Annotated in this window: 15 protein-coding genes; 12 read left to right on the forward strand and 3 right to left on the reverse strand. The window is 59.2% G+C overall.

Features of this window, described 5'->3' with window-relative positions; genetic code table 11:
• Positions 1-24: 24 nt before the first annotated feature.
• Positions 25-951: a glycosyltransferase family 2 protein gene (locus GKA01_RS10420; protein WP_146862555.1), complete on the reverse strand. Its 927-nt coding sequence runs from the start codon at positions 949-951 to the stop codon at positions 25-27.
• A gap of 338 nt (positions 952-1289) precedes the next feature.
• On the opposite strand from GKA01_RS10420, the gene GKA01_RS10425 reads away from it, so the two are divergent.
• The 12 genes from GKA01_RS10425 (at position 1290) to GKA01_RS10480 (ending at position 15201) form a co-directional block, all read left to right on the forward strand.
• Entirely contained in the window at positions 1290-2360 is a 1071-nt protein-coding gene (locus tag GKA01_RS10425; protein WP_371859271.1) for an MlaE family ABC transporter permease, read from the forward strand.
• Between the two features lie 5 nt (positions 2361-2365).
• Positions 2366-3133, forward strand: a complete 768-nt coding sequence (locus GKA01_RS10430; RefSeq protein ID WP_146862600.1) for an ABC transporter ATP-binding protein — start codon at positions 2366-2368, stop codon at positions 3131-3133.
• A complete protein-coding gene (locus GKA01_RS10435; protein ID WP_146862561.1) occupies positions 3133-4095 on the forward strand; it encodes an MlaD family protein in 963 nt (320 codons plus the stop codon). Before GKA01_RS10430 ends, GKA01_RS10435 begins: the two co-directional genes overlap by 1 nt.
• The gene (locus tag GKA01_RS10440; protein ID WP_244289201.1) at positions 4092-4727 is read left to right on the forward strand and encodes a PqiC family protein; all 636 of its coding nucleotides are present in this window, start codon (positions 4092-4094) and stop codon (positions 4725-4727) included. The genes GKA01_RS10435 and GKA01_RS10440 overlap by 4 nt, the downstream gene beginning before the upstream one ends.
• Positions 4728-4818: 91 nt before the next feature.
• A complete protein-coding gene (locus GKA01_RS10445) occupies positions 4819-6318 on the forward strand; it encodes an ABC transporter substrate-binding protein (protein ID WP_228120009.1) in 1500 nt (499 codons plus the stop codon).
• Positions 6315-7268: an ABC transporter permease gene (locus GKA01_RS10450; RefSeq protein WP_146862564.1), complete on the forward strand. Its 954-nt coding sequence runs from the start codon at positions 6315-6317 to the stop codon at positions 7266-7268. The genes GKA01_RS10445 and GKA01_RS10450 overlap by 4 nt, the downstream gene beginning before the upstream one ends.
• A complete protein-coding gene (locus GKA01_RS10455) occupies positions 7265-8113 on the forward strand; it encodes an ABC transporter permease (RefSeq protein WP_244289202.1) in 849 nt (282 codons plus the stop codon). Before GKA01_RS10450 ends, GKA01_RS10455 begins: the two co-directional genes overlap by 4 nt.
• Positions 8110-8928, forward strand: coding sequence for an ATP-binding cassette domain-containing protein (locus GKA01_RS10460; protein WP_146862569.1), 819 nt, complete (start codon positions 8110-8112; stop codon positions 8926-8928). The genes GKA01_RS10455 and GKA01_RS10460 overlap by 4 nt, the downstream gene beginning before the upstream one ends.
• Complete coding sequence (locus GKA01_RS10465) at positions 8925-9689, forward strand: ATP-binding cassette domain-containing protein (RefSeq protein WP_146862572.1); 765 nt, start codon at positions 8925-8927, stop codon at positions 9687-9689. The genes GKA01_RS10460 and GKA01_RS10465 overlap by 4 nt, the downstream gene beginning before the upstream one ends.
• A gap of 13 nt (positions 9690-9702) precedes the next feature.
• Positions 9703-10731, forward strand: a complete 1029-nt coding sequence (locus tag GKA01_RS10470) for a P1 family peptidase (protein ID WP_146862575.1) — start codon at positions 9703-9705, stop codon at positions 10729-10731.
• A gap of 88 nt (positions 10732-10819) precedes the next feature.
• The gene (putA, locus tag GKA01_RS10475) at positions 10820-14428 is read left to right on the forward strand and encodes a bifunctional proline dehydrogenase/L-glutamate gamma-semialdehyde dehydrogenase PutA (RefSeq protein WP_146862578.1); all 3609 of its coding nucleotides are present in this window, start codon (positions 10820-10822) and stop codon (positions 14426-14428) included.
• A gap of 80 nt (positions 14429-14508) precedes the next feature.
• Positions 14509-15201 carry a GntR family transcriptional regulator gene (locus GKA01_RS10480; RefSeq protein WP_146862609.1) on the forward strand — a complete coding sequence of 231 codons (693 nt, stop codon included), beginning with the start codon at positions 14509-14511 and terminating at the stop codon, positions 15199-15201.
• A 6-nt stretch (positions 15202-15207) separates the two neighbouring features.
• Here the strand turns inward: GKA01_RS10480 and GKA01_RS10485 are convergent, their stop codons facing one another.
• Both GKA01_RS10485 and GKA01_RS10490 read right to left on the reverse strand, forming a co-directional pair.
• Positions 15208-17373 (reverse strand): FUSC family protein, encoded by a 2166-nt coding sequence (locus GKA01_RS10485; protein ID WP_146862581.1) that lies wholly within the window; start codon positions 17371-17373, stop codon positions 15208-15210.
• Positions 17374-17389: 16 nt separating this feature from the next.
• Complete coding sequence (locus tag GKA01_RS10490; RefSeq protein WP_146862584.1) at positions 17390-17872, reverse strand: MarR family winged helix-turn-helix transcriptional regulator; 483 nt, start codon at positions 17870-17872, stop codon at positions 17390-17392.
• Between the last annotated feature and the right edge of the window lie 141 nt (positions 17873-18013).

Genomic DNA, 18013 nt, shown 5'->3' on the forward strand with positions numbered 1-18013 from the left:
TAAAAACCGGGTCGCTTAATTTGTTCAGTATGTGCGGCGCAAGACATAGATCGGCCGCTGCTTCGTTTCCATATAGATCCGACCAATATACTCCCCCAGCATGCCGATACTGATGATCTGGACGCTGCTGAAAAAGATAATCGCCACGAACAGGGATGCGTAACCAGGTACAGGATTGCCACAGACGATCGTCCGGAACACGATGAAGAGCGCATAGAGAATAGCAAGCAGGGCGCCCACCGTTCCCAGATATGTCCAGAGCCTGATGGGCGCGGAAGAAAAACTTGTGAATCCTTCCAGCGCAAAATTCCACAGGGAATAGCCCGAGAATTTTGTCAGGCCTGCGGCTCTCGGCGCTCTTACATAGTCAAGTGTGACCGTGCGGAAGCCGACCCAGGCAAAAAGACCTTTCATGAAGCGCTGCCGCTCAGGCAATCTTTTGAGCGCCTCTACGACACAGCGATCCATCAGTCTGAAATCGCCGACATTTTCAGGAATCCGGATATGGGCGAGACGGTTGTGAAGTGAATAGAACCAGAGCGCCGTTTTGCGTTTGAGCATACTGTCACTGGACCGGTCGATGCGTCGGCCGAGTACGACTTCCGCCCCGTCACGCCATGATCTTACCATCTGTGGGATCATATCCGGCGGATCCTGAAGATCAGCATCAATGATGACCACCGCATCACCGCTCGCTGCATCGAGCCCCGCAGTCAGAGCGGCTTCCTTTCCGAAATTGCGCGACAATTCCAGAACCCTGAAGCGCGCGTCAGTTTCCGAAAGGCTTATCAGTTTACGAAGTGTGTCATCACTACTGCCATCATCTACACATAAAATTTCCCATTCAGTCCCCGCCATGGCGTCCAACACGGGCAAAATACCATTCACGAAATGGCTGATTGCAGCTTCTTCGTTATAAAAAGGGACAATCAAAGAGAGTTTGATGACCATAAACAGGAGCCGGTTCCATATCGTGACAGTGGGAGCATATCAGAATTACACACACCATGTATATTAAGGCTGGTCGAGCGCCCGTACCGAACAAGAGCATTGATCTTTCATCTACACCCGATAAGGTGAAGCTGCAGGACGCTTAGGCTCCTTTCTTTCCGTGCTTTCCCGCAATTTCCAGCCAGTTGTAGTGACGTGCCAGTGCCCCCAAGGTCTTCCCTTCTCTTCCGCCGGACGGAGATGCTGCTCTGGGAGCTGCCGAACTCATGACGGAGGCCGCACCTCGTCAGAGCGCCACACCACAATGGCGCCTGGAAGGACAGCATGCTGCCCCGGTCATGGTACTCAGCGGAACATGGCAGGCCAGGACAGGCAATATTCCCGTTTTCCCCAAAGACGGGCTTCACAAAGCGCCGGGCGCACTTCTTACGTTTCAGACGTCGGAGGTGCGGGACTGGGACACCGGGCTAATTGCCTTCCTATGGGATCTCAAGCGCGTCGCCCATGATGCAGGGATCAGTCTGGATGTTCAGTCCCTGTCCCCGCCCATGCGTCAGCTCCTTGAGCTGCTACCGGACGCCCCTGACGAACCGGTTCACCACCCGTCGGGCCACAAGACATTTCTGGAAAAAATCGGCGCTCACACCATCGCTTCCGTGACGGAAGTGGGAATCGTATCCGAACTGGGGGCACTGACCGCGAAAGGCGCCGTCCAGACCGTTCTCGGACGGAGCCGGATGCGCATGATCGACCTGCTGTCCAACACCAGTGATGCGGGCCCCTACGCCCTTCTGATCGTGGGCATCGTCAATTTCCTGGTCGGAGCCATTCTCGCGTTTGTCGGCGCGGTGGAACTCCAGAAATTCGCCGCCGGGATCTATGTCGCAAGTCTGGTCGGGATCGCAATGGTGCGGGAAATGGCCGCCGTCATGACCGCCATCATCATGGCGGGCCGGACGGGCGGCGCATATGCTGCGCGCATTTCCACGATGCAGGGTAACGAGGAAATAGACGCCCTGAACGTCTTCGGTATCCCGACATCGACGTACCTGATCCTCCCAGCGGTCCTGTCGCTTATCATCACCATGCCCTTCCTGTATCTGTACGGATGTCTCATTGGCATGCTGGGCGGGTTCGTCGTGTCCATTTCGATGCTCGACATCACCGCAGCAGGATATTTCCATCAGACCGTCACGGCCTTCGGCGTCGGACAGTTCATGTTCGGTTTCGTCAAAAGTCTCGTATTCGGAGCTTTCATCGGTCTGACCAGTTGCCGGATCGGGCTCAAGGCTGGTCGCTCCGCCGCCGATGTCGGCATCGCCGCGACCCGGGCAGTGGTGGTCGGAATCGTGGGTGTCATCGCGATCGACGCCATTTTCGCGGTCATAGCAGACGTGATGGGAATATGACCGAGATGCCCGATCAGACCGTCCTTTCCCTGCGTGACGTTACGCTCGCCTTCGGTCCCAAAGTCATCCAGAAGAATATTTCCCTGGATGTCCGCAAGGGCAGTATTTTCGCGGTTATGGGCGGCTCAGGGTGCGGCAAGAGCACCCTTCTCAAAAGCATGATCGGCCTTCTGCGACCTGCCGAGGGCGCATACCATGTCGGAGACGAGGACTACTGGGCCGGGAACGAGGCGCACCGGACGGAGCTCAACCATCGTTTTGGCGTCCTGTTCCAAAGCGGCGCGTTGTGGAGTTCCATGACGATTGGCGAAAATATCGCCCTGCCACTCCAGATGTTCACGGACCTCAAACCGGACGTCATCCGCAGGCTTGTCGAGCTGAAACTCGGTTTTGTCGGGATGCTCCAGGCCATTGATCTCTATCCGTCCGAAATCAGTGGCGGGATGCGCAAACGCGCTGGCCTCGCGCGAGCGCTCGCGCTTGATCCGGATATCCTTTTTTTCGACGAACCGTCCGCCGGTCTCGATCCCATCACGTCCGCGAGACTTGACGATCTAATCCTGAACCTTCGCGACGGGCTGGGAGCGACAATCGTGATTGTCAGCCACGAACTCTCAAGCCTGTTCCATATCGCCGATGACGGCATCTTTCTGGACGCCAGAACGAAAACCCCGATCGCGCACGGCTCACCGCGTGACCTGCGCGATCACTGTACCGATCCCCAGGTGCATGCCTTCATGCACCGCGAACGCGACGAGCAAGGAAACACGTGATGAACAAGCAGGCTCTTGTCGGTGCTTTCGTCCTCGGAGGGACGGGTCTGCTCGTCGCGGCATTCGTTCTGTTCGGTAATTTCCATCCGTTCACCCGGACGGAAAAAGCCGTACTGATTTTCCACGGTGCATCATCCGGACTGGCAGTCGGATCGCCTGTCACATTCCGTGGTGTGCAGGTGGGCGCCGTCGACCGGGTCGTCATTGAGTACAATCCAGCCACCAAGGACGCCTACATTCCCGTCTACGTCACGATGCGTCCAGACAACATCGTCCTGACCAACAGCAGTCATCATGCTCGCCCCAACATGGCCGAGCTCGTCAGACAGGGACTGCGCGGCGAAATGAATCTCAAAAGCTTCGTAACGGGCTCTTCCGAAATCGATCTAGACTTCGCGCCCAACACCCCGGCTGTCCTCCATCCAGACATCGCGCAGATCACGGAAATTCCTACCCGCCAGTCAACCATAGAAGCGATGACGAAGAGCTTTCAGGACCTGCCTCTGAGGCAGATTGGCGAGAACGCGGATGCCACACTGGCGTCGGTGCGCAAGCTGTCCGACCAGCTTGACCGGGATCTTCCCGCTCTCGTGCAAAGTGTCCGGGAAACATCGGATCATAGCCGCGAGATGATCGATGCTGCCCGAAAGATAGTGACGGATCTTGAACCTACACTGACGCATACGCTCACCAGCGTTGACCGCCTCGCAAGTACGGGCGCCACACAACTCGATGCGCGCGGAAAAGAGCTGCACACGGTCCTGCTGAGTACCAATGACGCCGTCCGTCAGGCAACGAAAAGTCTGGCCAATCTGGACAGCATGACATCTCCCCGTTCGGCTGACCGCGCCAATCTCGAAGCCAGCCTGCGGGATATCGCCGCCGCCGCATCCGCAATGCGCGGATTTGCTACCGATGTTGAGCGCAACCCGCAGCTTCTCCTGACTGGACGCCGCCCGTGACCCTCTCCCTGCACCCGATCCCGACAGCTTCGGAGACCCGACCCGTGACACGGCTCATGACACGTTGCGCAACGTCCCTTACGCTACTCGCACTTGCTGCCCTGTCAGGGTGCGCGGCTCCGCCTGTGCAGTTTTACACTCTGGGGGCACCCGCCATCGCGCAGGCTGATGCCGCAATCCCGGCCACAGTGCCGGTTCTCAACGTTTCACATGTCGCATTGCCGGATTATCTGGACAGTCAGGATATCCTGACGCGGCAGGGAGACAGGCTCGATCGCAGCACCAACGGACGCTGGGCCAGTCGCCTATCGCAGGGCGTGACCGATCTTCTGGCAGCGAAACTGGGACAGGACTGGCCGGGTTACATGGTCACGACCCAGCCTCTGGCGGAGAGCCCGGCGCTCCGTCTTGCGGTCAATATAAGCCGTATGGATATCGACAGCAGCGGTCAGGGGTCCCTTGCTGCGGACTGGGCGCTGATTCCCGCGGATGAACATCAGCCGATACTGCGAAGCCGCGGCTCCTTCACGACGCAAGGCAACATCACTACCGACGCCGGGAAAGTCGCCCTCACCCGGGAACTGGTCGAACAGCTCGCGAGCCGGATCGCCAGCAGTTTTCCTCACCCCTGACCTGCGCCGTAACCGTCGCCCCTTCCGTAAGGGCCACGGCCACTCTATTTTCCGTGATCCTGCGCCCCAGGGCCGCATGCTGGCGGAGTGCATGATGAAAATCTTTCCGCTGATGAAGGCCGCTTTTGCAGCCAGCTTTTCGGCGTCTCTATATTTCGTTCCGGCTCATGCCAGCGAAACCCGTGATACGCTCTCGATTGGACTGGCCATCGAACCGCCCGGACTGGACCCAACGCGTGGGTCCAGTGAGGCTATCGGCATGGTCACCTATGACAATATTTATGAAGGTCTGATGCGGCTTGACGGGACGGGTGCGCTCAAACCCCTTCTCGCGCAGGAGTGGTCCGTCTCGCAGGATGGTCTGACTTACGATTTCACTCTGCATGATGGCGTCCGTTTCCATGACGGCTCGTCCCTGACATGCGAAAGTGTGAGATTCTCCTTTCTGCGTGCAGGCGCACCGGACAGTACCAATCCGCATAGTGCCATTTTCAGACAGATTGCCGACATCTCCTGCGCGGATAACCTGCATGTCAGGATCCGTCTCAAGCGGCCTTATGGCAGTTTTCTCTATCAGCTTGCCTGGAATGACGCCGCCATTCTGTCGCCCGCCTCGGTAGCAACGAATATCAGTCATCCCATCGGAACGGGGCCTTTCGTTTTTGGAGAATGGCGGCGGGGCGATCATCTGACCCTGCGTCGCAATCCGCAGTACTGGGGGGATACACCCACTCTGCAATCCGTGACTTTCCGCATCATGCCCGATCCACTTTCGGCCAGTAACGCACTTCTGGCCGGGGAACTCGACGCCTATCCGTCCTTCCCGTCGCGTGAGCTTCTGGCGCGGTTCGCGGGCAACAACAGACTTGTGGTGGTCAGAGGAAGCTTTCCTTTCAAGGCCATTCTTGCCCTCAACAATGCCCGGCACCCCTTCAACGACCCTCGCGTGAGACAGGCCATCGCGCAGGCCATAGACCGCAAAGCCCTGATCGAAGCCGTCGCGGACGGAGACGGCACCGTCCTGCAATCCCACATGGCGCCGGACGATCCGGATTATGTGTCCTTACCCGATCACTATCCATACGATCCTGCTCATGCGCGCGCACTTCTGAAGGAAGCAGGCGCCCGTCCCGGCACGCATCTGACACTGACTTTCCCCCCGATCGGCTACGCCCGGGACAGCAGCGAACTCATTGCCGCCTATCTTGAGCAGATCGGACTGGTGGTGACGCTTGAACCCGTGGAGTGGCCAGCGTGGCTCGGCAGGGTCTATGGGCAGGGCCTTTTCGACATGACTGTCATCGCTCACACGGAACCGCATGACATCGCGATCTATGATCGTGCGTCCGTCTATTTCCACTATCACAGTCCTGCCTTTCACGACATGCTGGGGCACTATGAAGCCACAGCGGACACGGCACGCCGACACGATCTCTCTCGTCAGATGCAGGAGCAGCTCGCGATGGACGAGCCGAACGTGTTCCTGTTCTCCATCCCGCGCGAGACCGTGATGGACAGGCGCCTGCGAGGCCTGTGGACCAACCAGCCCATCGCGGGATGTCCGGTCGCCGGTGTGACCTGGCAGCCATGACGGGACAGGTCTTCCTGCGCTTCCTCTCGGGACGGATGCTGCTCCTTCTGAGTGCGAGCCTCATCATCTTTCTGGCCATGAACCTGTTGCCTGGCGATCCCGCCGCCATCATGCTTGGACTGGATGCGGACCCGGCAAGCGTGCTCGCACTGCATCATCAGCTCGGGCTGGACAGGCCTCTTGCCGCCCGATACCTGCACTGGATCGGCGATTATGTTCATGGAAATTTCGGCCGAAGTTCCATCTACGACGTTCCGGTCAGCAGCCTGATTACCGAACGCCTTCAGGCCAGCCTTCCCCTTGTCCTGAGTGCACTAGCTCTGGCGTTGGGAACAGGGATTCCGGCAGGTCTGATGGCTGCGGCAAACCGGGGGCGCATGATGGATACGGCCCTGATGGGGCTGCTTCAGTTTTTGAAATCCGTGCCCGATTTCTGGTTGGCGATGATGATGACGTTCGTTTTTTCCATCACGCTGCACTGGCTGCCATCCAGCGGGTTTCCGGGCTGGCAGGAAGGCATTGCCCCGGCCGTGCGAGCGCTCGCTCTGCCTGCCGTGGCACTTGCCATCCCACAGGCCGCCATCACCGCACGCTTCATGCGTTCCTCCCTGATCGACATCCTCGCGCAGGATTTCGTCCGTACGGCGCGGGCACAGGGTTACAGCAGGCGGGCTGTGCTGTGGCGCATTGCACTGCCCAATGCGCTCATCCCGGTCCTGACTCTTGCCGGTATCCAGTTTCCGGTTCTGATAACGGGCAGTATCATCGTCGAGAGTGTTTTCAACTTTCCCGGCTGCGGCAAACTGCTTCTGGAAGCGGTCAACCAGCGCGACATTCCTGTCGTTCAGAACCTTGTCATGATGATCGTTACGGGCGTGATAGTCCTCAATGTTCTGGTGACGGCGGCCGTCCGATGGCTGGACCCGCGCCTCGAAGGGGAGCGCCCGTGAAAACGCTCCCGACTTTCCGGCGAAACCGAACGCTCTGGCTCGGAGCAGCGCTGCTTGGGACTGTCATGCTTCCCGCACTTCTGACAGCACTCCTACACGGCAATCATGCGCCCCCCATCGACGTCATCCATCGTTACGCCGCTTCTTCCGCATCGCACCCCTTCGGGACGGACCCGTTCGGACGAGACCTCCTGGTTTTTATCTGTCTGGGGGCATTCAACAGCCTGATAATCGCTGTAACGGCCGTGGCCCTCGCAACCTTCGTGGGCACGATGCTCGGACTGATCGCAGCGATGCGGCCGGACACATCCTCCTCTGCATCTGGCACACTTATCATGGGTTTTGCAGATCTGGGCCTGGCTTTTCCGCCCGTCCTGATTGCAGCCCTTCTCGTAACCGCGCTGGGTGCGTCAACATCCGGCGAAATTCTGGCAATCGCCCTGTTCGGCCTCCCTGCCCAGATCCGCCTGACCCGACAGGCAGCCCGTTCCATTCTGCTTCAGGACTATATCGCAGCGTCACGACTGGCGGGTCGAAGTACAGTGACGATCATGCGCCTGCACGTGCTTCCCAACATCTTGCCCCTGCTCATGGTTCAGACCACGTCTTCACTGGCACTGGCCATCCTTTCCGACGCCGGATTATCCTATCTCGGCCTAGGGGCGCCCCCGCCACGCCCGGATCTGGGCCGAGCGCTCGCATCCTATCAGATCCACATTTTCGACCACCCGATGCTGGTCGCCATCCCCGGACTCGCCATCATGCTGCTCGTATGCGGTTTCAACATTCTCGGAGACGGACTTCGGGATGCGCTGGACGCTCCTTACAGAATGCGCATGTCATGAAAGCCTTGCTTGACGTCAGGGCGCTTAAGGTTCGCAGTCACGAACATCAGATCCTCCATCCGCTTTCCTTCACAATCCGGCCGGGCGAAATTCTCGGCGTAACGGGTGAATCAGGTTCCGGAAAATCAACGCTCGCCCTTGCACTGATGGGGCTTCTTCCGACCGGCTTCCGGGCTTGTGGCAATGCTGCACTTCAGGGGACGGAACTTCTGAGCCTCAGCGAGCATGACCTTTGTCGTCTGCGGGGCAAAACGCTGGCCATGGTGTTTCAGGAACCCATGACCGCCCTGAATCCGACCCGGGCCATAGGCCAGCAGATCGCCGATACCTTCCGTCTCCATACCGTCCTGTCCCGTTCGCAGATCCGGGCGGAAACGCGGACTCTTCTGCAGCAGACGGATCTGCTGGAGGCCGGCGTCAGTGAGCGCGCCTATCCGCATCAGCTCTCCGGCGGCCAGAGGCAGCGCGTTCTGCTGGCCATGGCCCTCGCCTGCCGACCCAGCCTCCTGATTGCGGATGAGTTCACGACGGCGCTCGATCCGCAAACCCGGAATGCCATGATGGATCTGCTCAGGCATCATTGCGATACGCACGGAATGGCTGTCCTGATGGTTTCACACGATCTTGGCCTGATCCGTCGTCATGCGGCCCATGTCCTTGTCCTGAAAGATGGCGCCTGCGTTGAACAGGGATCAACCTCCTCCGTATTTGACACGCCCTCGCACGCTTACACGCAGGCGCTACTTGCCATGTCACTCCATGGCGCAGGCCGCGCCCCCCTGACCCCGCTTCCAGTATTCGGTATGCCGACATGATCCCGATCCTTCAGGCCCGGGATGTGACGTATCACTTGGCAGAACGTCAGAACCGCGTATTCAAACGACGGTTCAGCAAAGCGATCCTTCAGAATATCTGTCTCGATCTTCATGGCGGGCGAACCCTCGGTATCATCGGCGCGTCCGGGAGCGGAAAATCCACCCTGTGCCGGGTTCTCAGCGGTCTCGTATCGCCCAGCGGAGGCCAGGTCCTGTATCAGGGGCAGGACCTGGAAACTGCGCCTGCGGATGTCCGGAAAAAAATCCGTCCCTCAATCCAGATGATCTTTCAGGACCCTTACGGCGCACTCGACCCCCGACAGACCGTGCGGGACATCGTGGGGGAACCACTTGCTGACGCACCGAACCGCGACGCCCATATTGCTTCAGCACTCGCAGAGGTTGGCCTGTCCATGGACGTGGCCGGGCGCTATCCGCAGGCTTTTTCCGGAGGCCAGAGGCAAAGGATCGCCATCGCCCGCAGCCTGATCACGCGCCCCTCCGTCATCATCGCGGATGAAGCCGTCTCGGCACTCGATGTCTCGACACAGGCGGTTGTGCTGAACCTGCTGCTCGATCTTCAGCAGCGGCACGGACTGGCCTATGTTTTCGTCAGCCACGATCTGGCTGTCATCCGTCATCTGTCGCACGATATTGCCGTGCTTGATGCAGGACACATCGTAGAATCTGGCGCAGCACAGGATATTCTGCACGCGCCAGCCCATCCCGTTACACAAGCCCTGATCGAAAATTCCTACTGATCCGCGAGGCGTCATGGCCACTCTGAATCTTCTCACCGATATTCCCGGTATCCGTGTGGGCCATAGTCAGGATCTGGAGCTGCGTACTGGCGTGACGGCCATTGTGTTCGAACACCCCGTCATCGCATCCGGCAGCTTCCCTGGAGGAGCACCCGCCCTGCGTGAGACCGCCCTGCTCGAGCCTGAAAACCTCGTCTCCCATATTCATGCCGTCGTCTTATCAGGCGGCTCGACCTACGGGCTCGATGCCACCACGGGCGTTCAGGCCTGGCTGCGCGAACAGTTTGCGGGCACGCCCGTTCCTGCCGGGACAATCCGGGTCCCGATCGTCGTTCAGGCCAGCCTCTACGACCTCCCAGCGGGAGGACAGACAACATGGGGGCGCTATTCTCCCTATGCAGAAATGGGACACCGGGCAGCACAGAACGCGCAAACAGGCAAATTCACCCTGGGCACAGCCGGGGCCGGAACCGGCGCCACCACCGCAACACTGCGCGGAGGTCTGGGGTCGGCAAGCATGACGACACCCGCCGGTCACCGGGTGGCAGCGCTCGTTGCCGTCAATGCAGTGGGAACCGCAACGATTGGCGACGGTCCCTATTTCTGGAGCGCGCCTTTCGAACAAGGAGGCGAATTTGGTGGTCTGGGAATGCCCACGCATCTTTCAGCGGAGGACCTGCGGCTCCGCTCCAAATGGGCGTCCGTAACGGGTACGACGATTGGCCTTGTCGTAACAGATGCGACTCTCACCAAGTCACAGGCGCGCCGTCTGGCCATTCTCGCGCAGGACGGCGTGGCACGGGGGGTTTTTCCGGCACATCTGCCGCTGGATGGCGATGCGATGATAGGCGTCTCAACTGCCCGACAACCGGCACCCATCGGGCAGGAATGGACCGAAATCCTGCACGCCGCCACGCAGGTCACGGCCCGCGCGATCGCGCGCGGAGTTTATGAAGCCGGTCCCCTCCCCGGCGCTACGGTTCTCCCAAGCTGGCAGGAGCGCTTCGGCCTGCGCCACCAGGCTGTTTCTGGAGCGACATAAAATCGCAGTATCAAAATTTCATATATTTTAATACAGATCGTATACGATTATAGGTGTCTGACCCTATCTCGTGTTCGAGGCTGAACCCGTGTCATTTTCCACTCCGTCCTATCCAGTCCGCTCCACCCTCCGTCAGGCCATTGCCTCTGACATGCGCAGGCCCGAAGCAGACTGCATCCTGCCCCTGATCAAGCAGGCAACCCTGAGCGACGCGGAACAGCAGAATACGACCGAGGTCGCACGCCACCTGACCCAGACTCTTCGGACACAGCGACGCCCACGTGGCGTGGAAGCGCTCGTTCAGGAATTTTCTCTTTCGTCGGCGGAAGGCGTGTCCCTGATGTGCCTCGCCGAAGCCGTGCTGCGTATTCCGGACGCAGAAACGCGCGACGCTCTGATCCGGGACCGGATCGGGACTGGAGACTGGCTGTCCCATGTGGGTGGCAAAAAGTCCGTTTTTGTAAACGCGGCGTCTTGGGGGCTGATGCTGACCGGCAAGCTCACCAATGATACGGATGAAGGCCTGGCAGCCACGCTGTTCCGCCTCGTCGGGCGTGGTGGGCAGCCACTGGTCCGCCGCGCACTCGACATCGCCATGCGAATGATGGGCGAGCAGTTCGTGATCGGCGAAACCATCGAAGACGCCCGCAAAGTCAGCGCGGAACCTGAAGATCGCGGCTTCAAATACTCATACGACATGCTTGGCGAAGCGGCGATGACGGAAGCCGACGCCCTGCGTTACCGCCGCGATTACGAGCAGGCCATTGACGTCATCGGCCAGACCGCACGGGGTACAAACGTTTACGAAAAGGCCGGGATTTCCATCAAACTCTCGGCTCTGCATCCCCGCTATGCCTTCGCCCAGCGCGAACGCGTGCTCCGGGAACTGGGCCAGACGCTGAAAGATCTCGTCATTCGCGCACGCCGCTATGACATCGGCATCAACATCGACGCGGAAGAAAGCGAACGTCTCGACCTGTCGCTCGACCTGATCGAAGACCTATGCCACTGCCCTGAGCTGGAAGGCTGGAACGGGATCGGCATCGTCGTGCAGGCTTATGGACGCCGCGCACCAAAGGTTCTGGACTATCTGATCGATCTTGGGCGCCGCAGCGGACATCGTCTCATGATCCGGCTTGTGAAGGGCGCGTACTGGGACAGCGAAATCAAGAAGGCGCAGGTCGAAGGCCAGTCGGATTTCCCCGTCTACACCCGCAAATGCTATACCGATGTCAGCTATATCGCCTGCGCGAAGAAGCTTCTCGCAGCGCGTGATGTCGTTTTCCCGCAGTTCGCGACGCATAATGCGCGCACACTGGCCACGATCTATACGCTGGCTGGCCTGAACTTCCAGATTGGCGACTATGAGTTCCAGTGCCTGCATGGCATGGGCGAGACGCTCTACAACGAAGTCGTCGGACCACAGAAGCTGAACCGTCCGTGTCGCGTCTATGCGCCGGTCGGGTCACATGAAACGCTTCTCGCCTATCTGGTACGGCGCCTGCTGGAAAATGGCGCAAACTCATCCTTCGTCAACCAGATTGGCGATGAAACACTACCTGTCGAGACTCTGATTGCCGATCCGGTCGCTCTGGCAGAAGCCGTCCAGCCCCCAGGCGCCTCCCATCCGGCCATTGCTCTTCCCAAGGACCTGTTCGAGCCGGAACGCACCAATTCCCGCGGCCTTGATCTGACCGACGAACAGACCATCACCCTTCTGAACGATGCCGTCCGCGCTTCCGCACAACAGTCTCTTTCGGACGAGTCCTGCTCGGGCGAAACACAGGACATCCGGAACCCGTCCAACCACGCCGACCTTGTTGGAAACATCCATTTCGCAACGGACGAAGATGTCACGAAAGCCATCGATACCGCTTGCGGGGAAGCTCCGGCATGGGCGGCACTTTCCGCCGCGGAGCGCAGCCAGACACTCGATCGTGCAGCCGCTCTGCTGGAAGATCATCAGAAAAACCTGATGGCACTTCTGGTCCGCGAGGCAGGAAAGTCCTTCGCAAATGCTCTCTCCGAAGTCCGAGAAGCCATTGATTTTTTAAGATATTATGCCGCGCAGGCGAGGCAGATCGCGCAGGATGGCAACAACGCGCCGCTGGGCGTCGTCGGCTGCATCAGTCCATGGAATTTCCCGCTCGCAATCTTTCTGGGACAGATCTCCGCAGCCCTTGCGGCCGGAAATACGGTCGTGGCCAAGCCAGCCGAAGAAACACCTTTCATTGCCTTGCGGGCCGTATCGCTGCTTCGTCAAGCCGGCCTGCCGGAAAATGCTCTTCGGCTGATTCCAGGTGCGGGAGATGTCGGTGCAGCACTGGTGGCGGACGCACGGATCTCAGGTGTGATGTTCACCGGCTCGACAGGCGTGGCAGGCCTGATCGCCAAAGAACTCGCTGGTCGGACCGGCAGCAACGGGCAGCCAGTTCCGTTTGTTGCGGAAACAGGTGGCCAGAACGCCATGATCGTGGACAGCTCAGCCCTGACCGAACAGGTCGTCGGGGATGTGCTGGTCTCGGCTTTCGACAGTGCGGGACAGCGCTGCTCAGCTCTGCGCGTTCTGTGTGTTCAGGAGGACTGCGCCGATCGCGTCCTGACCATGCTGCGCGGTGCGGTGGAAGAACTGTGCGTTGGGAATCCAGCAGAACTGGAGACCGATGTCGGTCCCGTCATTTCCACCGACGCCCGGTCAGGCATTCAGACCTATATCGACCAGTCACGCGCACAGGGCCGCTCCGTCTGGTCTCTTCCCCTTCCGGACGCAGCGGCAAGTGGCACGTTCATCGCGCCAACCATGATCGAGATCGACAGTCTGGCAGATCTGAAAGGGGAAGTCTTCGGACCGGTCCTGCACGTTCTGCGCTTCGAATCCAGCGGGTTTGAAGCCCTGATCAATGCCATTAACCAGTCCGGTTATGGTCTGACCTTCGGTCTCCATACCCGGATTGAAAGCCGTATGACACACGTTACCGAGCGGATCGAGGCCGGCAATCTTTACGTCAACCGCAACATGGTCGGCGCGGTAGTTGGAAGCCAGCCTTTCGGGGGTGAGAAACTGTCCGGCACCGGCCCGAAAGCCGGTGGTCCACTCATTCTGCGCCGCCTGATGAGCACGGTGCCGCAGCATACGGGATGGGAGACGCAAGCCCTGCCTGAGCCAGCCCGACTGTTCCTGTCCTGGCTGATGCGCACCGGTTTCCCGTTGTACCAGAAGATCGTGCAGAGCATGCAGCACGGTCTGTGCGGTGCCGTCCGTGAACTGCCCGGGCCTGTCGGCGAGACCAATCTATACGAACTCCTGCCGCGGGGAGCAGTCCTCTGCGTTGCCAGCGACAGGGAAACCATGCTTCGCGCCGTGGGTCTTGCCCTGAGCGGCGGCAATACGGCTTTTGTTCAGGGGCCGAACATCGCGTCCGACTGGGTCTCAGACCTTCCGGATGCGGTGGCCCTGCACATCCGTCGCACGCAGGGGGGGCGCGTTCCCGGATGTCGGACCATTCTCGCGTCTTCCGCAGAACGTCAGATGGCCGAACAGGCGCGAACAGCGCTTTCGCGTTCAGGCATAGTCGTCCAGCTTTACATCCTTGATGCGGAAAGCCCCGTTCGCCCAGAATGGGTCCTTCAGGAAAAGGTTGTCAGCACCAACACAACGGCAGCGGGCGGCAATGCCAGCCTGATGACCATCGGATAACGACGCAAAGAAGCGTCTCTGGCATGGCCGTTCTCCCCGGTCATGCTAAGAGGGCTGCCCCCAGACTGATGGACGCCCCCATGCGTGATGCCGAGCCGATTTTTACGCCTGTTGACACGAAAAGCGGTTCGGTTTCGCTCGAAATTGCCGATGCCCTGCGACAAGCCATCACCGATGGTGTGCTGACGGATGGCCAGCCTCTGCGGCAGTCGGAACTGGCGAAGAATTTCGGTGTCTCGACAATCCCGGTCCGCGAAGCCCTCAAGCAACTCGAAGCCGAGGGCCTGATCGCGTTTCTGCCGCATCGCGGCGCTGTGGTGACCGGGTTGAGCGAAGCCGACATCCTTGAATATTCCGATATTCGTGCCTCGCTGGAAAGCATGGCCGCAGGACTGGCCATGTCGTCCCTCACCCGTGTCGATCTGGCACTGATCGAGGACGCCTACGAGGCTTTTGTCAGTGGAACAGGAGGCCGTCATGGCATGGCTCAGTCCGGTCGGCTGAACTGGGAATTTCATGGAGCCATTTACGCCGCAGCCCGTCGGCCGCGACTGTATGGCATGATCCACGACCTGCATTCACGTCTCGACCGCTATATCCGTGCCCATCTGGAACTGCCGGGTCGCAAATCCGCCACCGACGCGGAACATTTCGAGATCCTCAGGGCCTGTCGTGAACGGGATGGCGACGCGCTCGGTCGGCTGACACGACAGCATATCCTTGACGCTGCATCCCTCTCGCTCGACGTGATCCGGAACCGAAACGCTTCCTGACGGTCACTATCCGGGATTGACCGTCACGGAAGTTGCAGGACCAGTCTCGTCGAACCACAGATGAAGCGGTCCATCCGCATGGAAAAATCCTGGAATACTCTCGATGATGTAAGCAATCTGCTCCAGGCTGGAGACCAGACGCACCCGGAACATGCCTTCAACTCCCGCCCCTACATCCCCGCCAATGATACGGACCGCTTCATTCAGCGCTGCCGCCGTTCCCAGAGGATTTCGCCCGAGCGTTTTAAACGACGCGAGAGCGGAGGCCAGGGCGGTTGCCTGGACGGCATCCAGCCCGGCCGGGATCACCGCCTGACGCAGCCGGATCATCAACCGGCCCAGAGAGAGGGCGGCAAACGCACCATCAGTATAGCCCTGACGATCAATTGGCGTAGTCACGAGCGACAGGCGGGTCAGCAACGTCGATACTTTCTGGATCTGGGCGCTTTCCCAGAGCATCCAGGACGGCATTTTCGCCGAAGGCACAGCGGACAGCCCCTGAAGACTACGCCCCAGAGACAGAACCAGTCGCGACGCATAAAGCCGCTGATCAGCTGGCATGATGACCCGGAACACCAGAACCAGAAGAGCACAGCCCATCAAAATGGCAAGCCAGGTGTTGATGAGAGTGATATCATCCACGACCATGGAATTCGTCACCATCAACTGCATGGCCAGAAAGACCGTATAACCAAAAGCGCCAACCCCGTATTTCGGATGGAACTGCAACCACACGCCGGGCAGCATGCAGGCACAGATCGACAGCCAGAGCATCGGATATCCGTCCACACGCGGAAGTGCCGCGACATGACACAGCCAGCAGGCTGGAACAGACAGTGCCGTTCCGATCGCCATAGGCAGACTTGCCCGAGCAGCCGAAGGAGCCGTCGACAGCAGGCTGGACGCCGCCACGACATACATGATCATCATCGGACCTGTCGGAAAATACGTGATGTACCAGATCATGCAGGCCAGAAAGGCAATGAGCATGCCACGCATCCCGTTATAGATGGCCGACATCCACTCGAAATATGGTCGCACTCTGACGCGGACATGCGTCCCCCGAGGCCTCGACAGATCCCAGACGATTTCACGGATCTGGAACAGGATGTCCCGGACATTGTCGATGGACGCCTGGACCACAGGCAGGCTCTCAGCCCGCTCCAGCAGTTCCAGATGCCCCAGAGAATTCTCCACACAGTCCAGAACCGCCTCAGGCTGCTCGATCCAGTCCGGCGTTTCCGTCAATTCAAGAATCCGGTTTAGTGTGGCACGGATTTCATGATGAACAGGGGCGGAAAAGGGATTTGTCGCCGCAAGGTTGCGCCAGTACGGATGATATGACGCAACCAGCCCTGTCATACGACTGACAGCAAGCCGATAGCCCCTTACCCCCGCATGAATATCCGGATTATCGGTTGCTGCATATTCAATCGCAGGACCCAGACGTGTCAGTTGCCCCAGAATACGCTGCCGTCCGTCGTAAAGCGTCTGCGGCAGTATACGGAAAGCTCCTTCCGCCGCTACCGGTTTCAACACCTCATGCTGCGGGACCGCGCGTTCTGCCAAACCTTCATGAAACACCAGCGCATGACGCAGCGTCTCACGAAAAACGCTCGAAAGCGCGTCAATCGTGCCCCGACGCCGTCGAGGCGACGTCACCATGAATACCGCCGCCGTCACTACAATACCCAGCGCCACGTCGGAAACACGCATCATGGCCGAGAGAAAAATATTCTCCGGATGGGCGAACGCCGGTACGGCAACGATAATGATCGTGTAGCCCGCCAGAACCGCCGCATAGGCCCTGAAATATCGCAGGCAGGTCGCGGTCATGCAGGCCAGACCCACGAATACGGAAAGTACCATAAAATACAGGACGGCGGACTGTACGAACATGGCCATGATAACCGTGCTCAACGCCGCCCCGAGCACAGTTCCCGTCATACGCCAGACGCTTTTGGAAACGAGAGCACCAACTGTGGGGTTCGCAACGATCAGAACGGTCGTCACCGTGCTCATGGGCGATTCAAGCTGGATCGTGAAGGCCAGGAAAAGTGCGATCCCGATCGACAGGAACACCCGCGCCGTGAACCCTGCCGTGGAAACAAAATTGTGCCACCGGATGCTGTCCTGCGTACGGGAAAACAGATTGCGAAGAGATGTGTTCATACAGAAAGCCGGACGTTCAGGAGGATGGACAGCCGGAAAGGAAGAGCTTCCCTTCCATCATTCCAAGCTGGTTGCGCATGTCTGCCGCTGCCTCTTCCGGCAACCCCTCGACGAGTCTGGCTTCGAGATCCGCGGCAATGCGATGAAACTGGCGGCACCGTTCACGTCCCGCGGCGGTCAGAACGAGAAGATTCGATCGACGGTCCTGAGGGTCCGGCTCACGAGAGATCAGCTCCTCGCTTCCCAGATGATCCAGAACCCTTACGAGAGCCGAACTGTCCACCCCCATGACGGACGCCAGATCGCTCTGTTTCACGCCGTCTCCCAGAACCATCAGGTAGGCCATTGGCCGCATCGTCGCCAGCGTCATGCCTTTCGGCCTAAGCAGACGATCAAGCTGGGCCCGCCACAGACTTGACAGCCGCAGGACATGAAATGTCAGTCCCATGTCATGAAAGCTGCTGTCCCGCAGGATGGACGGATCGTACAGAGCGCTCATGTCTGATGACACCTCAACTGTTGACATGACAACATATTATATGACACCATCAGAATTGAAAACAGCTCCTGTTGACATTTTCGTCAGGAGGTTCAGTTTTTGATCCATATCACCCGCTGTCTCTTCTCTTATTTGAGTAGG

Source organism: Gluconobacter kanchanaburiensis NBRC 103587 (genome assembly GCF_007988905.1).
Classification (GTDB): Bacteria; Pseudomonadota; Alphaproteobacteria; order Acetobacterales; family Acetobacteraceae; genus Gluconobacter; species Gluconobacter kanchanaburiensis.